This is a genomic window from Mycobacterium sp. FW102-FHT13B02, assembly GCF_058790275.1.
Genome location: NZ_JBYTCM010000003.1, coordinates 420,243 through 437,166, shown reverse-complemented (window position 1 = coordinate 437,166; position 16,924 = coordinate 420,243). Strand labels below are relative to the sequence as shown.

16 protein-coding genes are annotated in these 16,924 nt (G+C 62.6%); 10 read left to right on the top strand and 6 right to left on the bottom strand.

Annotation, left to right across the window (positions count from 1 at the left end; genetic code table 11):
• Window positions 1-303 precede the first annotated feature (303 nt).
• Genes AC3WTE_RS07770 through AC3WTE_RS07735 form a run of 8 tightly spaced genes read left to right on the top strand, consistent with a single transcriptional unit; the run spans window position 304 to window position 9,215 of the window.
• Complete coding sequence (locus tag AC3WTE_RS07770; protein WP_492436760.1) at window positions 304-1,503, top strand: LLM class flavin-dependent oxidoreductase; 1,200 nt, start codon at window positions 304-306, stop codon at window positions 1,501-1,503.
• Window positions 1,500-2,363, top strand: coding sequence for an enoyl-CoA hydratase/isomerase family protein (locus AC3WTE_RS07765; protein ID WP_492436759.1), 864 nt, complete (start codon window positions 1,500-1,502; stop codon window positions 2,361-2,363). The genes AC3WTE_RS07770 and AC3WTE_RS07765 overlap by 4 nt, the downstream gene beginning before the upstream one ends.
• 4 nt (window positions 2,364-2,367) lie before the next feature.
• On the top strand, window positions 2,368-3,171 hold the full coding sequence (locus AC3WTE_RS07760; RefSeq protein ID WP_492436758.1) for an enoyl-CoA hydratase/isomerase family protein: 804 nt from the start codon (window positions 2,368-2,370) through the stop codon (window positions 3,169-3,171).
• Between the two features lie 2 nt (window positions 3,172-3,173).
• Window positions 3,174-5,078, top strand: coding sequence for an AMP-dependent synthetase/ligase (locus AC3WTE_RS07755; protein WP_492436757.1), 1,905 nt, complete (start codon window positions 3,174-3,176; stop codon window positions 5,076-5,078).
• A gap of 9 nt (window positions 5,079-5,087) precedes the next feature.
• Window positions 5,088-5,843, top strand: coding sequence for a creatininase family protein (locus AC3WTE_RS07750; protein WP_492436756.1), 756 nt, complete (start codon window positions 5,088-5,090; stop codon window positions 5,841-5,843).
• A gap of 25 nt (window positions 5,844-5,868) precedes the next feature.
• Window positions 5,869-6,390 (top strand): flavin reductase family protein, encoded by a 522-nt coding sequence (locus AC3WTE_RS07745; RefSeq protein WP_492436755.1) that lies wholly within the window; start codon window positions 5,869-5,871, stop codon window positions 6,388-6,390.
• The gene (locus AC3WTE_RS07740; RefSeq protein ID WP_492436754.1) at window positions 6,387-7,517 is read left to right on the top strand and encodes a 3,4-dihydroxy-2-butanone-4-phosphate synthase; all 1,131 of its coding nucleotides are present in this window, start codon (window positions 6,387-6,389) and stop codon (window positions 7,515-7,517) included. The genes AC3WTE_RS07745 and AC3WTE_RS07740 overlap by 4 nt, the downstream gene beginning before the upstream one ends.
• A gap of 48 nt (window positions 7,518-7,565) precedes the next feature.
• Entirely contained in the window at window positions 7,566-9,215 is a 1,650-nt protein-coding gene (locus AC3WTE_RS07735) for a long-chain fatty acid--CoA ligase (RefSeq protein ID WP_492436843.1), read from the top strand.
• A gap of 91 nt (window positions 9,216-9,306) precedes the next feature.
• Here the strand turns inward: AC3WTE_RS07735 and AC3WTE_RS07730 are convergent, their stop codons facing one another.
• The 5 genes from AC3WTE_RS07730 to AC3WTE_RS07710 all read right to left on the bottom strand — a co-directional run bounded on the left by AC3WTE_RS07730 (window position 9,307) and on the right by AC3WTE_RS07710 (window position 14,524).
• Window positions 9,307-9,453: a hypothetical protein gene (locus tag AC3WTE_RS07730; protein WP_492436753.1), complete on the bottom strand. Its 147-nt coding sequence runs from the start codon at window positions 9,451-9,453 to the stop codon at window positions 9,307-9,309.
• Window positions 9,454-10,010: 557 nt separating this feature from the next.
• The gene (locus tag AC3WTE_RS07725) at window positions 10,011-10,757 is read right to left on the bottom strand and encodes an IclR family transcriptional regulator (RefSeq protein WP_492436752.1); all 747 of its coding nucleotides are present in this window, start codon (window positions 10,755-10,757) and stop codon (window positions 10,011-10,013) included.
• Between the two features lie 37 nt (window positions 10,758-10,794).
• Window positions 10,795-11,118 carry a hypothetical protein gene (locus tag AC3WTE_RS07720; protein WP_492436751.1) on the bottom strand — a complete coding sequence of 108 codons (324 nt, stop codon included), beginning with the start codon at window positions 11,116-11,118 and terminating at the stop codon, window positions 10,795-10,797.
• The gene (locus tag AC3WTE_RS07715) at window positions 11,115-12,176 is read right to left on the bottom strand and encodes a 2-oxo acid dehydrogenase subunit E2 (RefSeq protein WP_492436750.1); all 1,062 of its coding nucleotides are present in this window, start codon (window positions 12,174-12,176) and stop codon (window positions 11,115-11,117) included. The genes AC3WTE_RS07720 and AC3WTE_RS07715 overlap by 4 nt, the downstream gene beginning before the upstream one ends.
• Complete coding sequence (locus AC3WTE_RS07710) at window positions 12,173-14,524, bottom strand: thiamine pyrophosphate-binding protein (protein WP_492436749.1); 2,352 nt, start codon at window positions 14,522-14,524, stop codon at window positions 12,173-12,175. The genes AC3WTE_RS07715 and AC3WTE_RS07710 overlap by 4 nt, the downstream gene beginning before the upstream one ends.
• A gap of 269 nt (window positions 14,525-14,793) precedes the next feature.
• Between AC3WTE_RS07710 and AC3WTE_RS07705 the strand changes: the two genes are divergently transcribed.
• Window positions 14,794-15,279, top strand: a complete 486-nt coding sequence (locus AC3WTE_RS07705; RefSeq protein WP_492436748.1) for an Lrp/AsnC family transcriptional regulator — start codon at window positions 14,794-14,796, stop codon at window positions 15,277-15,279.
• 83 nt (window positions 15,280-15,362) lie between these two features.
• Here the strand turns inward: AC3WTE_RS07705 and AC3WTE_RS07700 are convergent, their stop codons facing one another.
• Entirely contained in the window at window positions 15,363-16,217 is an 855-nt protein-coding gene (locus AC3WTE_RS07700) for an alpha/beta hydrolase (protein ID WP_492436747.1), read from the bottom strand.
• A 95-nt stretch (window positions 16,218-16,312) separates the two neighbouring features.
• On the opposite strand from AC3WTE_RS07700, the gene AC3WTE_RS07695 reads away from it, so the two are divergent.
• The gene (locus tag AC3WTE_RS07695) at window positions 16,313-16,909 is read left to right on the top strand and encodes a TetR/AcrR family transcriptional regulator (RefSeq protein WP_492436746.1); all 597 of its coding nucleotides are present in this window, start codon (window positions 16,313-16,315) and stop codon (window positions 16,907-16,909) included.
• Window positions 16,910-16,924 lie beyond the last annotated feature (15 nt).

Below are 16,924 nucleotides of genomic sequence, written 5' to 3'. Positions count from 1 at the left end.
GGGCGGCGCCGAGTCTGGGATGCGGCTGGGAATGGCGCGCCAAGGTGAGTCCACGTTGAACCCCCGCTGGCAGGTCAGGTGATGTCTCATATTAATGAACATTAACCTCTTTGAAAGCTGCCGCGCGAGCGCTGCACCGCGGCGGTTCTGTGGGCCCGCGGCCGATTTGTCATATATGGCCAGTTAAATGGCATTTTCACGGTCATGTAGGGCGAACCGAGGGGCGGATGGACATCCTCGTTGACAAACAACACTCCGCGCCTTAGGTTAGTGAGCGTTCACCTAGTGGAAAGTGGTGTGAATATGCGATTCATTTTCATGAGCGAAGGCGAGACGGTCCCGGGGCATACCCATGAGCACCGCTACCGCGAGCTCGTGGACGAGGTCCTACTTGCGGAGGAGGTGGGGTTCGATGCGTTCGGAACGTCCGAGCAGCACGTCGCGATCGGCACGGCAACAACTTCCGCGCCTGAGGTCATCTATCCCTACCTGATGGCGCTGACCAAGCGCATCCGATTCATGCACCTGGTCACCCTCTTGCCCACGCGCATCAACCATGCCCTTCGCGTTGCCGAACGGTTGGCAACCGAGGACATCCTTTCCAGCGGCCGAGTGGAACTCGGAGTGGGGCGGGGGAATACGACACTTGCGCTGCGCGCCTTCGAAGTTGAACCGAGCGAGAACAAGGCTCAGCTCATCGAAGGTCTGGAGGTCATTCGCCGGGCCCTGCACAATGACGTGTTCTCTTTTGTTGGTGAGCACTACAAGATTCCGCCAAGAAGCTTGGTGCCCAAGACAATTCAACGGCCGTATCCCCCCATCTCGATGGCGGCCGGGAGCCCCGAGTCGGTTCGCAAGGCCGCCGAACTCGGCATCGGGGCTATCGTCGGTGGTTTTTACCTCGGCTTCGAGTTTGTCGAGAGCATGTTGCGCATCTACGACGAGGCCCTCGGCGCAGCCACGCATACCTATCCGCTCCAAGCGCAGAAGCTCGTCGCCGTCGGAGGCGGAATGCACTGTGCCGAAACGCGTGACGAGGCCCTCAAGTGGGCGCGGAATCTCAAAGAGACGGTGGCTCTTTCGACGAACGCGTACGAGCGCCTGTCCAAATTGTCGGCTGACTATCAGTACATGGGTGCCGTGCGAAACGTCGACTTCAACGATGAGCGATACATGTTCGAAGACTCATCCGGATTCATCGTGGGCGACCCGGATGACTGTGCGGCACAAGTGCAGCGATTCGCCGACCTTGGCGCAGACGCCGTCGTCATGAGAATCGATGGACTCCCACATCGAGAGCTGATGAAGTCGATCGAACTCTTCGGCAAATATGTGATTCCAAGGTTCAAAAATCCCCGTGCCGTGGTGCGCCCCGCTGACGCGATTCTGGCCGATATCCGCACGGCCCGGCCCGCTCATTATGCGGAGCTCGAAGCGTTCGAAGCGTCCAAATCCCAGTCGAATTCCCATAAGAATGTTGTCAAGGTAGGAGAGACACGATGAGCACATTGGCCGCTGATGACATCTTCAGCCGCTACCCCGAGGAGATCCTGATCGAGCGCAAGCCCAATGGTGTTCTGCTCATCACGATCAACAGACCCGACCGGCTCAATGCTCTGACGATGCCGATGTTCGATCATCTGTCGGACATCTGGGTGGACGTCGACCGAGACCCGGAAACGCGGGTTGCCGTCATCACCGGCGCAGGCCGTGGCTTCTGCACGGGCATGGACGTACGCCAGCCAGAGCCCACTCTGGACGAAGCGGTGGCGCTCATGGAGGGCGAGCGCAAGCGGATTACGGCCATCCTCAACATGGACAAGCCGCTCATCTCGGCGATCAACGGTCCCGCGGTCGGCTGGGGGTTGTCGATGGCGCTTCTGGCTGACATCAGCGTCGCTGCCGAGGACGCACTGCTTCGAGACGGGCACACCCGTGTCGGCGTGGTCGCCGGCGACCATTCCTCGCTCATCTGGCCGTTGCTCGTGGGAATGGCCAAAACCAAGTATTACCAGTTGACTTCGGCAAGTATGACGGGCATCGAGGCCGAACGAATCGGCTTGGTGAGTCTCGCCGTACCACGGGAGAATGTGCTGGATCGGGCCCTCGAGATCGCCGACGAACTTGCGCAGGGCCCGCAGCAGGCGATCCGCTGGACAAAGCGGTCGCTGAACACCGGCTGGCTCACAAACGCTCTGCCACAGCATGAGCTTTCCGCGGCGCTGGAGGTCATCGGCTTCGCGGGCGCAGACTACTTCGAGGCCCGGCAGGCTTTCCGCGAAGGCCGTCCGCCGAAGTTCCCGTCCGCACGCGGCGAAGGGCGCTCTGTCCTGGGACCGCAACCGGCGAACGCGGCAAGGTGACCCTATGAGCGCACTCGCGACCGACCAGGCCGCCACTCTCGACACCGCTGACCATGATGGCGTCCTGGTGGTCGCGTTGGACAGGCCTCCGGCAAATGCGATGAACCGTCAGCTCATCCACGATCTTGCCAGCCTGTTCGAGCAGCTCCGAGCCAGGCCAGACGCGCCACCGATCGTGCTAACCGGTAAGGGGGAGCGGTTCTTCAGCGCTGGAGGCGACATCAAGGAGCTGGAGGGTGCGCTCGCCGGCGAGATCGAGATCCGCATGCGGGAATTCCACGCCCTACTCGTGGCGATGGATCGCTACCCGCGTCCGGTGGTCAGCGCGATCAATGGGCACTGTGTTGGCGGCGGTATGGAGGTCGCACTCTTTTCGGACAGTGTGTTGGCCGTCAACTCGGCGCGGTTCGGCTTTCCGGAGATCAATCACGGACTGCTACCGGCGGACAAGGGGATCCAACGAGCCAACCGGGTGCTCGGTGTGCGCGTCACTCGGCGAATCATCCTGTCGGGTGAGCTTTTCGACGCGCAGCACGCTCTGGACATCGGCGTCATCGACGAACTCGTTTCCAGTCCCGAGGAGCTGATCCCCGCGGCCGTCGCAACGGCGCGCGCCGCCGGCTCGAAGGCTCCGGTGCTCTATGGTGCCTTGAAGGGCAGCATCAACGCTGGGGACGACGTGCGCGATGCCGCATCCCTGCAACGCACGCTGAAGGCCGCTGCCGATTATTTCGACGACCCGGCCGCACGAGGGTTACGGCAACGGTGGAGTGGCCGAAGGGCTCCCGCGGCCAAGGAACTGCACTGACTATGAAGATGCAAAACGCACGGGCAGCGACCTCGTCGACGGGATGTACGGAGGTGCCGGTATTGAACACGATGACGGAGTTCGACGCTGTGAATCGAACTTTCGCTCAGATGCTCTGCGACCGCGCTGAGCGTGAACCCGACGCGATCGCGTATTGCAGCTGGATCAACGGGGTAGGCCGTCCGACCACATGGCGTGAATATCTCCAGCAGGTGCGGGAGGTAGCACTCGGCTTGCATGATCTCGGTGCCTTGCCGGGCGATCGGGTGGCTATCGTGTCGGCTACCCGCCACGAGTGGGTCGTAGCCGCACTGGCGATACTCAGTCTCGGCGCTGTCCCGGTGGGCGTGTACCCCACGAGTTCGGTCGCCGAAGTCAAACTGGCACTGGAGAGTTCCGGGGCCACAGTCGTTTTCGCGGAGAACGTGGCAGACGTCGCGAAAGTTGCCGCCGTATCGGCCGAGCTGCCACGACTGCGCACGACGATCGGGTTCGACACACAACCGCAGGGCCTAGCGGAATCTGTGCGGTCCGTGCACTGGGGAGAACTGCGTCATCGCGGTCGATCCCGTGGGGTGATCGAACCCGAGCTGTTTGCGACACTGGTTGAGGCGGGCGACATCGACCAGCCCGCAGCCCTGTTCTACACGTCGGGATCGACCGGTGCGCCGAAAGGTGTGATCCACACGCACCGCACCCTGCAGTACTCGGTACTCGCTTTCGCCATGTCGTACCCGGAGATCGCGAGGATCAGGCACGATCTCGTTGCATTCCTTGGCCTTTCACATGTTGCACCCGCGCTGATCGGCGTATTCACCCCAATAATGACTCGCCTCGTCATTACTTATTGCACCATGGATCAACGTCTGGAGGCGCTGGTCGGCGTGCGACCGACAGCGGTCCTGTGGCCACCGCGGATGTACGAGAAGTTGGCCGGCGAGGTGTTACAGCAGCTTTCGGGGTCTGGCGCCGCCTTCCGACTGCGGTACGCGATAGCGATGCGGATTGCTCGCAAAGTAAGTGAGATGCGTTGGAGAAACCACGATGTCCCTTGGTATTTCAACTGTCTGTACAACGTGTGCCTCCGTCGGGTGTTCCTGCCCCTGCGTGCAAAGGTTGGCATGGATCGCATCAGGGTCGCCTGGACTGCTTCGGGCAGCATGTCCCCCGAGGTAACAGCGTTGTGGCAGATGTGGGGGCTCGACCTTCGTGAGCTCTTCGGAACGACAGAGACGTGCGGATCGGTCCTTGCCCAGTGGGATCGCGCATTCCCGCCGCCCGGAACAATCGGGAAAACGATGCCCGACCCACGATGGAAGGCGCGCGTATCTGGAGAGGGGGAGCTGCAACTGCGCAGCCCCTGCCTCTTCAGCGGTTACCTCGACGACCCTGAGGCGACGGCCGCCGCGATGGACCACGGCTGGTATCGCACAGGCGATCTGGTGGAGATGGACTCCGATGGGGAAGTGCGGATCATCGGCAGGATCAAAGATGTCCTCAAGACCAGCGGCGGAAAAACTGTCAGCCCTCAGCCGATCGAACTCCGACTCAAGGCCAGTCCACTCATTGATGAGGCGATTGTCGTCGGTGAAGGGCGCAAGTATCTGACCGTACTGGTCGGCGTGAGTGCGCAGGCGCGGGCGATGCCCACGGCTGACCGAGATGCCGCGCTTGCCACATGGATCGATGAAGTCAATTCTGAGTTCTCAAGGCCGCTGCAATTGAAGAAGTTCCGCGTCCTGCCACGGCTGCTCTCGGCCGCGGACGGCGAGTTGACTTCCAAGGGCACCATACGGCGCTCGGCAATCCTCGCGTCTTTCCGCGACCTTGTCGATGAGATGTACGACGCGGGTGAGCAGGGGGAGATTGCCCGCCAGGCGCGGTTCTCCGGCGGCGATCTGAAGTAGGTGGGGTGGATGGACGAGGTTCGGATCGAGTTCATGACGAGCGCCGAGATCAGCGCGGCGATCTCGGAAGGAGCACGGACAGCAGTTCTGCCGTTGGGAGCGGTCGAACAACACGGTGGGCATCTACCGCTGTCGATGGATGCCGATCATGCTGACGACCTCGCGGTGCGGGTCGCGCGCCATCTCGGGGGCGCGCTGGTTCTGCCGACCGTGCGAGTGGGGTACTCACCGCACCACCTCGGATTCACCGGCACCCTGTCGCTTCGCGCGTCCACGCTGGAATCGGTGTGCGAAGACTACTGTCGGCACCTCGCCAAAGATGGCTTCGAACGAATTGTCATGTTCTCCGGGCATATCGGGAACCATCCCGTGATGCGTGACTTCGCGGTGCGACTCACGGCGGCACTCGCGCCGCTGACAGTCATCGTCTTCTCCGATACCGAGGCCATCTTGAACGCGTGGCAACGGGCGGCGGACAGCGTGGCATCTTTGGGCGCCAACGTGGGAGGGCACGCTGACATCGCAGAGACGTCGGTGATGCTGGCCCTGCACCCACAGAAGGTCCGCATCGACCGGTTCGCCCGAGGTTACACCGGCAAGGTGGACCAGCAGCTACTCGATCGGGCATTTCAAGACGGAATCGGAGCAGTCTCCGCCAACGGGGTTCTGGGTGACCCAGAGGGCGCCTCGCAACGGATCGGGGAGGCGTGCCTCGACGCGGTCACCTCCCTTATTGCCGACTACGCCCGCGCCCGGGGCGCGTGACATCCACGAGAACGGAGTGCAAGCGATGACCACCCTCGATCCCGTTTCTACCGGGAACTCTGACCGGGATGGGGCGCAACTGCGCAGGCTTTACGGTCGTTATCCAACTGGCGTCGCGGCGGTGTGCGCACTGCGTGATGGACGACCGGTCGGGATTGTTGCCACCTCGTTCACCCCGGTATCCATCGATCCGGCGTTGGTGTCGATCTGCGTGCAGCACACGTCGACCACCTGGCCGCATCTGGCTGACGGACGCCATCTCGGCGTCTCCGTCCTGGAATCGCGGCAAGAAGCCGCGTGTCGGCAGATTGCGGCGAAGAATATGGATCGATTTGCCGGAGTGTCCTGGTTCGCCACCGAATCCGACGCGGTGCTGCTGTCGGACGCGGTGGCCCAACTCGACTGCGAGATCTCCACGACCGTTTCCGCAGGTGACCATGATGTGGTCATTCTCGAAGTCAAGGCCGCTGCGGCGGACCTCGACGCGTCGCCGCTTCTCTTCCACGACAGCCGATTTCGAACGTTCGCGGTCGGACATGACTCATGACGGCGCACAGCTGTGTGTCTCGGCTGGCGATCGAGCGTGCCGGTGCGGCTCTGCGCGCTGGCACTCCGGTTCTGGTTGTCAACGGCACCGATGACCAGGTCGTCGCCGACGTAGTGATTGCGGCTGCTCATGCCACGCCGCATTGGACGGCATGGCTGGTGAGGTTCACCTCGGGGCTGATTTGTGCGGCGCTGCCCGCGCGTCGAGCAGACGAACTGGATCTGCCGACCATGGCCCGTGACGATGACTCAAGTGTGGAAGCTCCCACGTTTGCGGTCGCGGTAGACGCCGCATCCGGTATCGGTACCGGCATCAGCGCGACCGACCGCGCCCGCACTGCGCGCGTTCTGGCAAGCGGCAGCTCCCGGCCAAGTGATCTGGTGCGGCCCGGTCATGTTCTCCCAGTGCGGGTTTCAGGCTGCGGAGTGCTCAAGCGCCGGGGGAGCGCAGAGGCGACGGTGGATCTTTGTGACATAGCGGGGCTTCCACCTGTAGGACTGACCGCTGCCCTCCTGGGGGAGGACGGCGAACTACTGCGGGAACCCGCAGTCAGTGTGTTCGCCCAGAACCATCGCTTGCCGGTGGTGCACATCGACAGCGTCGTGCACCACCGCCTTGTCCACGGTGATGGACGCCGCAAACGGGTCACTCTGGTTCAGAACCGACTGGACCAGCTGGCAGGCCGGGCGCTCAGAGCAGTCGACTTTGAAGACCAGCTGACGGGCGCTCGGCATACGGTTTTCATCGGCGCCTCCGTACCTGATGTCGATCCACCCGTGTATGTCATCACGGAATGTGTCCATGGTGACGCACTTCTCGCCTCTGGCTGCGAATGCAGAGTCGAAATTGAGAGGTGTCACGAGCGCATCGCCGCACACGGCGGAGTCATCGTGTACGTGCGGCCACCTATCACCTCAGCGCCGAGGTTCTCGGTGCCGCAGCCAGAGTTGGTCGCAGGTTGCATCACCGCGATGCTGATCGAGCTTGGTTTCACGACAGTGACTTTGGCCGACTACGTGCAACATGCACAGCTGGAGCCCGTATGCGAGCTGATCGTCTCTGGGCCCGCTGCGACCTCGGAGCCGTGCAGGCTCTCCGCCGCTGCCCTGACACCTCACGCTTCTTGAGCGCGATAGACAATCGGAGAGACCGCAGCCATGGACATCCATGCCACCATGCAGAACGTACCGCTGACGCTCACCGCGATCCTAGACGGAATCGACGGCACCTTCGGTGATTCAGAGGTCCTCACCTATGCAGGTGCCAACACCGCCGTACAAGCCGCCACATTCTCTGAGATTGCCACGCGCGCAGCTCAACTGGCCAACGGATTGGCTGGCCTTGGAATCGAAGCCGGTGACCGGGTTGCGACCTTCATGTGGAACAACCAGCGGCACCTCGAGGCATATCTCGCCGCGCCCTGTTCTGGCGCGATCCTGCACACACTCAATATTCGGCTCACGCCTGAGCAGCTCGGCTATATCGCCTCCCATGCCGGGGACAAGATCATCATCGTCGATGCCAGTTTGCTCGACACGTTGCTCCCAGCGTTGCCGCTGATGCCGGAGCTGGCGGCGCTGGTAATCGCCGGGGACCCGACCGACGCTCAGCTGGCCGAGGTATCAGCTCTGGTACCCGACGTGATCGCTTATGAGCAACTCGTGAACAGCCAACCGACCACGTTCGCATGGCCAGCGCTCGACGAACACAGCGCAGCGGCGATGTGCTACACCAGCGGAACCACCGGGGATCCCAAAGGCGTGGTCTACAGTCATCGATCGGTCTATCTGCACGCCCTTGCCGTCTGCACGGCCAACGTTGCGGGAATCTCCTCCCGTGACCGGGTGCTCCCCGTAGTCCCGATGTTTCACGTCAATGCGTGGGGCATTCCGTATGCGTCGCTGATGGCCGGCGCAACACTGATACTGCCGGACCGCCACCTCAAACCCGACACGCTCGTCGACATGATCGCCAAACACGGCGCCACTGTATCTGGCGGTGTCCCTACGGTTTTCAACGACATGTTGCTGTGGCTGCGCGACAATCCCGGCCATCGAATCGACTCGTTGCGTCGAGTGCTGTGTGGCGGCGCCGCGGTGCCGGCGTCCCTTGTCACCGCGTATCGCGATGAGTTCGCGGTTCCGCTGGTCCAAGCGTGGGGCATGACCGAAACCAGTCCCATCGTGACGATCGCCGACGTCCCAGGCAATGCGGCCACGACCGATCAGCAGCGAAAGCTCAACAGCACGGGCCGATTCCTGTTCGGCGCCAAAGGACGCATCGTCGACGAGACCGGCACTGTTCTGCCCCGCGACGGCCGATCGGTTGGCGAAGTGCACGTGCGTGGCCCCTGGATCACTGGCGGCTACCACGGCGGCATCGACGCCGAGAGCTTCTCCGCCGACTCGGACGGCCAACTCTGGCTCCACACGGGCGACATCGGACACATCAGCGCAGACGGATACCTGACGCTCACCGACCGAGCCAAAGACGTCATCAAGTCCGGCGGTGAATGGATCAGCTCCGTGCACCTTGAAACCACTCTGGCCGGCCATCCCGATGTGGTCGAAGCCGCCGTGATCGGCGTACCTGACACCCGTTGGGATGAGCGGCCACTCGCATTGGTGACGTTGCGCCCCGACTCTGCCGCGAGGGTCGAAGATTTGAAGGCTTGGCTTGCGGAGCGCGTACAGCGATGGTGGCTGCCTGAGCGGTGGGCCGTGGTCGGCTCTATCGCGCGCACCGGTGTCGGCAAGTACGACAAGAAGCTGATGCGGCAGCGATACCAGTCCGGCGAGATTCCCGTCACCGTGCTGCCCCGCTAAATCGGCATCGCCACTGCGGTCACATCAAACCGGCGGGGACGGGATCAGAACGCAGATCGAGAACAGGGTTGCTGTCGTCACCGGCGGTAGATCAGGAATCGGCCGGGCACCGGCCGTCGAACTCCCCAGGCCTGTCGCGCCGGATCGGCGCACAGTCGATCATCAAGTCCGGCAGCGGAATCAGCGCAGCGGAGGTCACGGCGGAGACGATCGGTGCCGTACGCGCGGATCGATTCATGGTTCTACCGGTCCCTGAGCTCGCTGTTGCGCGGGCATCGCACTGGGTCGACGCTGGTGGTCAGACATATTGGGGCGCAGAGGAATCCGGCTGGCCGCTCCCCGTCTACGCGGAGAAGAGGCTCATCCGAAATAGTCGGACAGGCAATGACGTGCATCACGTTTTGCAGGCAGTGTGGCTTCCATCACTGCTATCGGCCTTCTGGTATTTCGGTGGGCCGTCACGTTCGATGGGAGAACATCTTGGGAGCCAACACTATTGGACGCGTCACTGAAAGCCTCAGGACGCTGTCAGCGGCGATGGGTGTGGCGGCAGCGGTAGGAATGGGCGCGATGTTCTTCACTCATGGAACTGACGTCGCCGGAACCAGCGTGGCGCTTGGCGACGATCTACCGTCGGCCACGGTGACGCGGTCAACGGCGCCGAAGGAGCTGGCAACCTCCTTCGCTCGGCCGACCCACACCGCTAAACCGTGTGCCGCGAGAGCCACTATGCCTTGCTGACAAGCGGTCTTGCGGCTCACTCGCGCATCGGGATTGGTCAGCCGACTTTGCGCTTCAGTGCGGCGGAACCGCGTTCTGGACAAGGCTACGCGCTGTCCGCCTGGCGATGCGAATGTACTCTTCTCTGCGGTTCAGAAGGCGTTCCGTTGGTGCGCTGATGGATAACGCCGCCATGGCCCGGTGGTCACGTTGGTGGATGCCTACGGCGACGCAAGAATGGTCCGGGATGGTTTCACCGTGCTCTGTCGCGACGTCGTCGCGCCGGGCGGAGATGAGCTGCGCATGAAGGATATTCACATCAACGACTGAGTTCTCCGTGAGCCTTGGTAATCCGTGTCGGTCGATGAGTTCTTCTACCGTAGGCCACGGTAGCTGCGCCATGAGCAGTTTGCCGAGTGCCGACGTGTGACCGGAGATGTGAACTCCGTGAGTGAGAATCGGTTCCGTCGGGTCCGCCGATGCGTTGGTGATACAGACAACGCCTTGGCCATCCCAAGCGCCGACGGTCACCACAGCTGAGAGCTGGTGGGCGAGCGCTGCCACATGGCGAGTTGTATGGGCGTTGAAACAGCTGGAACGCATGAGCCGACGACTGATGAGCAGAACGCGCCAGCCGAGTCGATAGCGGTCGCCTGAAGTCTGCTGCAACAGACCAATAGCCGCGAGACTGGACATGATGTCGAATGTCGTCGACTTTGGCAGTTGCAGGCTCGCGGCTACCGCCGTCACACCCCACTCTGGTGTCTCAGTCGTGAAGAGGTCGAGCACCTTCCCGGTGCGGTCGATCGTGTTCAGCACCATGCGGCTTCACGTCCGAGAGGGCATGCGGTCTCCGCGGTCAAGAGCTCGGCGGGTGATTGGCGGCACGAGTTTGATCGGAAAGGCCGAGGGCGGCGAGTTTCGTCGAACAGAGCGCGATCACACGTTGTCGCTCGGATTCGCGCATCGGCTGAGGCGGGGCTTCCTGAACGAGCGCCAGCACTCGATGATAGAAGGTTGACGGTGCTATGCCGAACTCCGGCAATATGTACTCGTCGCCGTGATCGAACGGTCCCCACTGAGCCACGAACGAGAGCATGCGACCGTATTCAATGAGCTTGTGCGAGTTGACGTTTGTCGGTCGTGGCACCGGTCGCTTCGACTTTGGGGGTTGCTTGATCATCGAAGTTCCGCGTCGTCGAAGCCGCGCTCCAGCCGCAGGCGCACGGTGCCGAGATAACGTGCGGCGTCTGCGCCGTCGATGATCCGATGGTCGTAGGACAACGACAGGTAGGCCATTGAACTGGTCTTCACCACGAGGTTGCCGAGTTCATCGCGCCGAGGGACCAGCCGTTCGACCACCGTCCCGACGCCCAGGATGGCCGACTGGGGTTGATTGATGATCGGGGTGTCGAACAGTGCGCCGCGGCTTCCGGTGTTGGTGATCGTGAAAGTTCCTCCCGACAGATCGTCAGGCCGCACCGTCCCCGATCGCACCGCCAGGGCCGCAGCCGCGATGGCTTCTGCCAAGCCGGCCAACGTCATTGACTCGGCGTCACGGATCACCGGCACCATCAGACCCTTGTCACTATCTACCGCAACACCTAGATGGACGGCACTGTGATAGGTGACCTCGGTGCAGTCGGTGTTCAATGAAGAGTTGATCACCGGATGTGCCGCAAGGCCTTCCACGGCAGCGCCCACAACGAACGGCAGGTAGGACAGCTTCTGGCCGGTCCGGGCCTGGAATTCGGCTTTGTTGCGGTTGCGCACCAGCGCGACATTGGTCAGGTCGACTTCGACCACGGTCGTCAACTGCGCCGATGTCTGCAGTGATGTCAGCATGCGCTGAGCAATTGTGCGCCGGATCCGCGAGAGCTTCTCGACCCGCTCCGACGGTGATTCAACCGGTTCAAGTTCCGGTTCCGGTTCGACGACCTTGGGAACGCTCTCTGGCTCACTGGCTGTCTCCTCGGTGGGCGCTGCGTCGGCAGCGCCGATCACCGCGATGACCGCGCCGATCCCGACCACGGAGTCCTGCGGTTCGATGATCTGAGCCAGTATCCCGGCTGCGGGGGAGCAGACTTCGGTATCGACCTTGTCGGTGGCGACCTCGAGCAGGGGTTCGTCGTGCTGGACTTCATCGCCTACTGCTTTGAGCCACCGGGTGATGGTGGCCTCGGTGACCGCTTCGCCGAGGGCGGGCAGTTCCACGTTGGTAATGCCTGTGGCGGAGTTCATTTCACGCTCCGTTCGGCCAGGTCGAGTGCTGTGCTGACGATGCTGTCGGTGTCGATGCCGTGATACCGGTAGACATCGTCGAGCGAGCCGACCTGTCCGAATCGGCTCACTCCCAGAGCGGCTCCCGCCACATTGTTGATGCCGGTGAGAAACGCCAACGTATGTGGGTGCCCGTCGAGCACGGTCACCATAGGGGCCGCTCGCTCGGCCGGGAAGACCTGGTCGAGGATCCAGCTGGGGCTCTCGGAGAGCCCGCGGCGAGCTCGTAGTGCGTCGAACAGCAGGCCGGGGCTGGTCACGCAGATGACGTCGGTATCGATTCCCTCCTCGGCGAGCCGGTCGGCCGCCCGCAGGGATTCGGTGATCATCGCTCCCATTGCGACCACAGTGACCTGCGGTGTGCCACCGGCTCGTCGCAGGATGTACGCACCGGCGACCACTTGTTTTCTCCGGCGCTCTCGGGCGGCGGCATCGTCGGGAACCGATGCCAAAGTCTGGTCCACGGGCCGCGTGGAAAGTCGCACATACGACGACGAGCCGTCCGGCCGGCCCAACTGACCGATGCATGACAGCAACGTCCACTCGACATCGATGGCAAATGCCGGTTCGTAACTGATGCAACCAGGTTGCTCAAGGCCGATTGACGGTGTCTTGATGGACTGATGTGCGCCGCCCTCGGCCGCGAGTGACACACCTGAGGGGGTGCCGACCAGAATCGATTGTCCGCCTGCGTAAATGCCGTAGGACCACGGCTCCAGGGCACGTTCCACGAATGGGTCGTAGACCACACCGATCGGAAAGAGGGGTTCGCCCCACCGGCTCCACGTCGCGCCGAGCTCACCGATCAGGCCGACAAGATTGGTCTCGGCGATACCGAGTTCCATGTGCTGTCCGGTCGGTCTCTCCCGCCAGTGCATGATCGTCTCGGGGTCGTCGTCGAACCAGTTCCGACGTTCATTGGGAGACCACACGCCAACCTTGTTGAGCCAACCGGCCAGGTTGGTCGTTGAGCTGACGTCAGGGCTCACGGTCACTACACGCTTGGCCGCGTCGGGCGCTTGACGGCTCAGGTCGAGCAGCACTCGGCCCAGAGCCGCCTGGGTCGACGATGTGCCCGAGGGAGTGCGACCAGTGTCAACGGGCACGGCTGGCGGAGGCGACAGTGTCACCGGCTCGCGCCGCAGCCTCTCGGCAGTCGTGGCACAGAGTGCTCCGGACGCACTATCGGTGTCGAAACGCTGCCACGGTCTGCTCGGGTCCATACCGAGTTCCGTGGCGAACTGCTCGTACTGCTCGATGGTGAGTAGTGACGAATGATTCTGGGGATGGCCCTGGGTGGGCAGTCGGTGACCTTTGATGGTGTAGGCGATGATCACCGTCGGACGGGTGTCATCGATTTGGGCGTAGGCGGCGCGCAGTGCGCCGAGGTCGTGGCCGCCCAGATTGCGGATCGCGGCCAACAACGTGTTCTCATCCAGGTCGCGGATCAGCATCGAGATCTGGTCGGCCGCTATTCCGTTGCCGGGCAACCTCTCCCGCAGTTCTTCGGCTGTGCAGCGTAATAGACGCTGGTACTCGGGGTTGGGCATCTCGAGGATGCGGGTGCACAGCGCGGCCCCGCCGCTATGACCGAACAAAGTCTCCAGCTGGGCGCCGAACTTCACATTGATCACTTGCCATCCAGCGGCCGAGAACATTGCCTCCAGCCGTCCGGCAGCGATGTTCGGCACGACGCGGTCGAGTGATTGGCGGTTGAGGTCGACGATCCAGACGATCTCGCCGAGCTCGGCGACGGAGTTGTCCAGGATGGCTTCCCAGACCGCCCCCTCGTCGAGTTCGGCGTCGCCCACCAGTGAGTACTGGCGACCTTTTCCCGCGGCGCCGATCTGCGTATCGACGTAGCGGCGGGCGATCGTTCCCCATATCGGCGCGGTCGCCCCGATCCCCACCGAGCCTGTCGAATAATCAACGGGATCAGGGTCTTTCAATCGGCTGGGGTAGGACTGCAGACCACCGAACTCGCGCAGAGTAGTCAGGTACTTCTGATCGAGTTCGCCCAGCAGATAATTGATGCTGTGCAGCACGGGCGAGGCGTGCGGCTTCACCGACACCCGATCGCCTGGTTGAAGCTGTTCGAACCACAGCGACGTCATGATCGAGGTCATGGAGGCGCACGACGCCTGATGGCCTCCCACCTTCAGGCCGGTCGGATTGGGCCGAACACGGTTGGCGTGGTGGATGATCGACGTCGACAGCCACAACACGCGATCCTCGATTTCGCGGAGGGCGGCGTCTGCTGACGTGTCGGCGACACGAGGCCGTGCATCGACTGATTGCGAGCGGTCCATCAACGGGTTCCTTGCATACGAGTTCCAGATTGTGGGGACCGGCCTTCGCCGTGCTCAGGTCGTAAACACGGCGGCGACGGGTCGCAGCACGCCTGCTCGGGTGAGAGCGTGGGCGCTACCGACCGCGGTGAGGCGGTCGTCGGAGCTCCGTACGGGTGCAGAACTCGCTATCAAGTCGAGCATCGAACTACACTTTGGACAAGTTCACGTGGGTCGACTGAGCATTTTGCTGATGTCGATGTTCGGGCATTCAGTTGGAGGTTGTCATTTTGACCACGCAAACCAGAGTCGACGCCTTGGATGCTCGGATCCTCAAGGCGCTCAACGATGACCCTCGGGCCACCGTGATCGCATTGGCCGACAAGACCCGGCTGTCGCGCAACACCGTCCAGGCACGCATCAACAAGTTGGAACGACAAGGCGTCCTGCGCTCGTTCGAGAGACGCATCGATCCCGCCGCATTGGGCTACCCGTTGACGGCGTTCATCCTGACGCGCGTCACGCAGCGCAAGCTCGCTGCCATCGCCCGAGCGCTGCAGCAGGTTCCCGAAGTCGTCGAAGTGCAGGGACTCGGCGGTGCTATCGACCTGTTGATTCACGTAGTCGCCCGTGACGCAGACGATCTCTACCGGGTGGCCGGCCGGATACTCGATATCGACGGTGTCGAGCAGACCAACACCTCGCTGGTCATGCGCAAGCTCGTTGACTTCAGGCTGACACCGCTTCTGGAGAAGCTGGTTGAAGAAACGAAATGATGGCGTTTCCCGCCTCGATAATTGCTCGGTTGCGTTCCGTGGCAGCGGTTTTGCGTCCGGAGAAGAGACGAGGCGGCTCGTGCTTACCGTGGGCGGCAGGTCCTGAGGTAGCTGAGGAACGAGGCCTGCAGGCCAGTCACGTGCGTTTCGTGCAGGAGCGCGCTGGTGACCGTTGCGCCGCACGAGGTGAGGCGGTGAAGGACGGTGGCCGTGTTTTTCGCGAGACTCTGATAGACGGCCAAATCTCCAAGAAGCTCTCGGTCGTTGAAGGTCAGGTGAAGTTTGGCGGCCCGCCGGCTGTCATCCATCTCGTGAAGCAGCGCGAAGATCTCACTGTTCTCAGCCAGGATTCCGGGGCTGCCCGCTCCGATGCTCTCGAAGAGGGTGCTGCCGGTGAGCCAGGCATAGAGACTGAAAAGTCCACCGTAGGAATAGCCGAAAAGGCCGTGACCGCTTGCGGCTGTGCCGTAGTCGTGTGCGATCCGCGGGTGCAATTCCGCGGTCAGGAAGCTCAGGAACAGATCGGCGTGGGTGTCGCGTAATTCGGCGAGGTAGGCGTCAGCTTCTTCGCGTGTCCTGATGCCCGCCTGCAATCCCATCTCCACGGCATCGATGAGCTCCTTGGCGATGGGCTCACCGGGTGGCACGAAGTCTCTGTTGCGCAGCCGATCCCAGTCCTGTGCTTCCTCGCCCGCGTACCCGACGCTGACTTGGATGTAGGGCTCGATCCGTTGCATGGGGTCCATCTGGGTGACGATGAGCGGAGCCGTCAGACCCACGGCAAAGTTGCCGTCGAGCACATACACGATGGGCACCCGTGTTGTCGTGCTGTCGTAGCCGGGTGGCGTGGTAACCCAGACTCCGTAGTCGTGCCCACCGCTGGAACGCATCTCGAAGTACTCGGTGTCCGCGAGACAGCCTTGCCACATGGCGCTCATCAAAGGTCCTTCGCAAGTCGGCCGGCCTCGCAGCACGGAGCTCTCAGCGGCTTTTATCCATTGGACAATACTTATCCAATGGATAAAGTGCGGGAGTGATCTTGTCAAGCGCGGAACGCAAAGGCGGCGCGCGCGAGCGTCTTCTTGCTCGGCTTCTCGCTGCCTTCGGGGAGTCGCTTCCCTCGCCGGAGATGTCACTGCGTGAGGTCGCCGCCCGAGCCGAGACCAGCCACGCCCTGCTGCGGTACCACTTCGGGTCACTCTCGGGCGTCTTGGCGGCGATGCTCAAGGTGCAGCGATCTCGTGACAACGAGGCGTTTTTCGAGACCGCCCAGCAGGGCACTTTTGATGAACTTGTCGTGGCGATCTGGCGGGCCTACAGCCATCCGGAGCGGCTGTCGCGGGTCCGCGGCTTCTTCCACGTCGTAGGACTTGCGGCGCACAGCCCAGGGGACTTTCGTGAGTTCATCGACTCGCTCGACGACCTGACCATGATGTTGGCCTCGCTCGCAGAACGTGAGGGGCGCGACGCCAAGGAGGCGCTGTGCATGGCCACCGTCGCCGTTGCCGCGATTCGTGGCCTGCTCTTGCAAGCAGTTCTGACACCAGCACTCCTATCCGAGGATGCGGTGTCCTTGGTCTTGTGCATGAGCAAAGGTGGACGCGCGTCACCCCCGTGTCCGGGACCTTGAACGATCCTCGGCGAG